This window comes from Haemophilus sp. HMSC071C11 (assembly GCF_001837655.1).
Classification (GTDB): domain Bacteria; phylum Pseudomonadota; class Gammaproteobacteria; order Enterobacterales; family Pasteurellaceae; genus Haemophilus; species Haemophilus influenzae.
In genome coordinates, this window is sequence record NZ_KV833417.1 from 1 (window position 1) to 1,254 (window position 1,254).

Here is a 1,254-nt window from a genome sequence, read left to right on the forward strand (position 1 = left end):
CAATGTCTAAAGAAAAATTTGAACGTACAAAACCGCACGTAAACGTGGGTACAATCGGCCACGTTGACCACGGTAAAACAACTTTAACAGCAGCAATCACAACCGTATTAGCAAAACACTACGGTGGTGCAGCGCGTGCATTTGACCAAATTGATAACGCGCCAGAAGAAAAAGCGCGTGGTATTACCATCAACACTTCACACGTTGAATACGATACACCGACTCGCCACTACGCACACGTAGACTGTCCGGGACACGCCGACTATGTTAAAAATATGATTACTGGTGCGGCTCAAATGGATGGTGCTATTTTAGTAGTAGCAGCAACAGATGGTCCTATGCCACAAACTCGTGAACACATCTTATTAGGTCGCCAAGTAGGTGTTCCATACATCATCGTATTCTTAAACAAATGCGACATGGTAGATGACGAAGAGTTATTAGAATTAGTAGAAATGGAAGTTCGTGAACTTCTATCTCAATATGACTTCCCAGGTGACGATACACCAATCGTACGTGGTTCAGCATTACAAGCGTTAAACGGCGTAGCAGAATGGGAAGAAAAAATCCTTGAGTTAGCAAACCACTTAGATACTTATATTCCAGAACCAGAACGTGCGATTGACCAACCGTTCCTTCTTCCAATCGAAGATGTGTTCTCAATCTCAGGTCGTGGTACTGTAGTAACAGGTCGTGTAGAACGTGGTATCATCCGTACAGGTGATGAAGTAGAAATCGTCGGTATCAAAGATACAGCGAAAACTACTGTAACTGGTGTTGAAATGTTCCGTAAATTACTTGACGAAGGTCGTGCAGGTGAAAACATCGGTGCATTATTACGTGGTACCAAACGTGAAGAAATCGAACGTGGTCAAGTATTAGCGAAACCAGGTTCAATCACACCACACACTGACTTCGAATCAGAAGTGTACGTATTATCAAAAGATGAAGGTGGTCGTCATACTCCATTCTTCAAAGGTTACCGTCCACAATTCTATTTCCGTACAACAGACGTGACTGGTACTATCGAATTACCAGAAGGCGTGGAAATGGTAATGCCAGGGGATAACATCAAGATGACAGTAAGCTTAATCCACCCAATCGCGATGGATCAAGGTTTACGTTTCGCAATCCGTGAAGGTGGCCGTACAGTAGGTGCAGGCGTTGTTGCGAAAATCATCAAATAATAGATGAACTCTTGAATGTCTTAAAGATAAAAGACAGAAGAAGTAAAAAGAAAAGTGCGGAGAAAAT

Annotated in this window: 1 protein-coding gene; it reads left to right on the top strand. The window is 42.7% G+C overall.

Annotated features, from left to right (window positions below; translation table 11 throughout):
* The first annotated feature begins 2 nt into the window (after positions 1-2).
* Positions 3-1,187 (top strand): elongation factor Tu, encoded by a 1,185-nt coding sequence (tuf, locus tag HMPREF2644_RS05210; RefSeq protein ID WP_005667564.1) that lies wholly within the window; start codon positions 3-5, stop codon positions 1,185-1,187.
* The last annotated feature ends 67 nt before the right edge of the window (positions 1,188-1,254 follow it).

Excerpts from the sequence above, each read along its gene's own strand:
- tuf (WP_005667564.1), top strand. The coding sequence starts at position 3 with ATGTCTAAAGAAAAATTTGAACGTACAAAACCGCACGTAAACGTGGGT.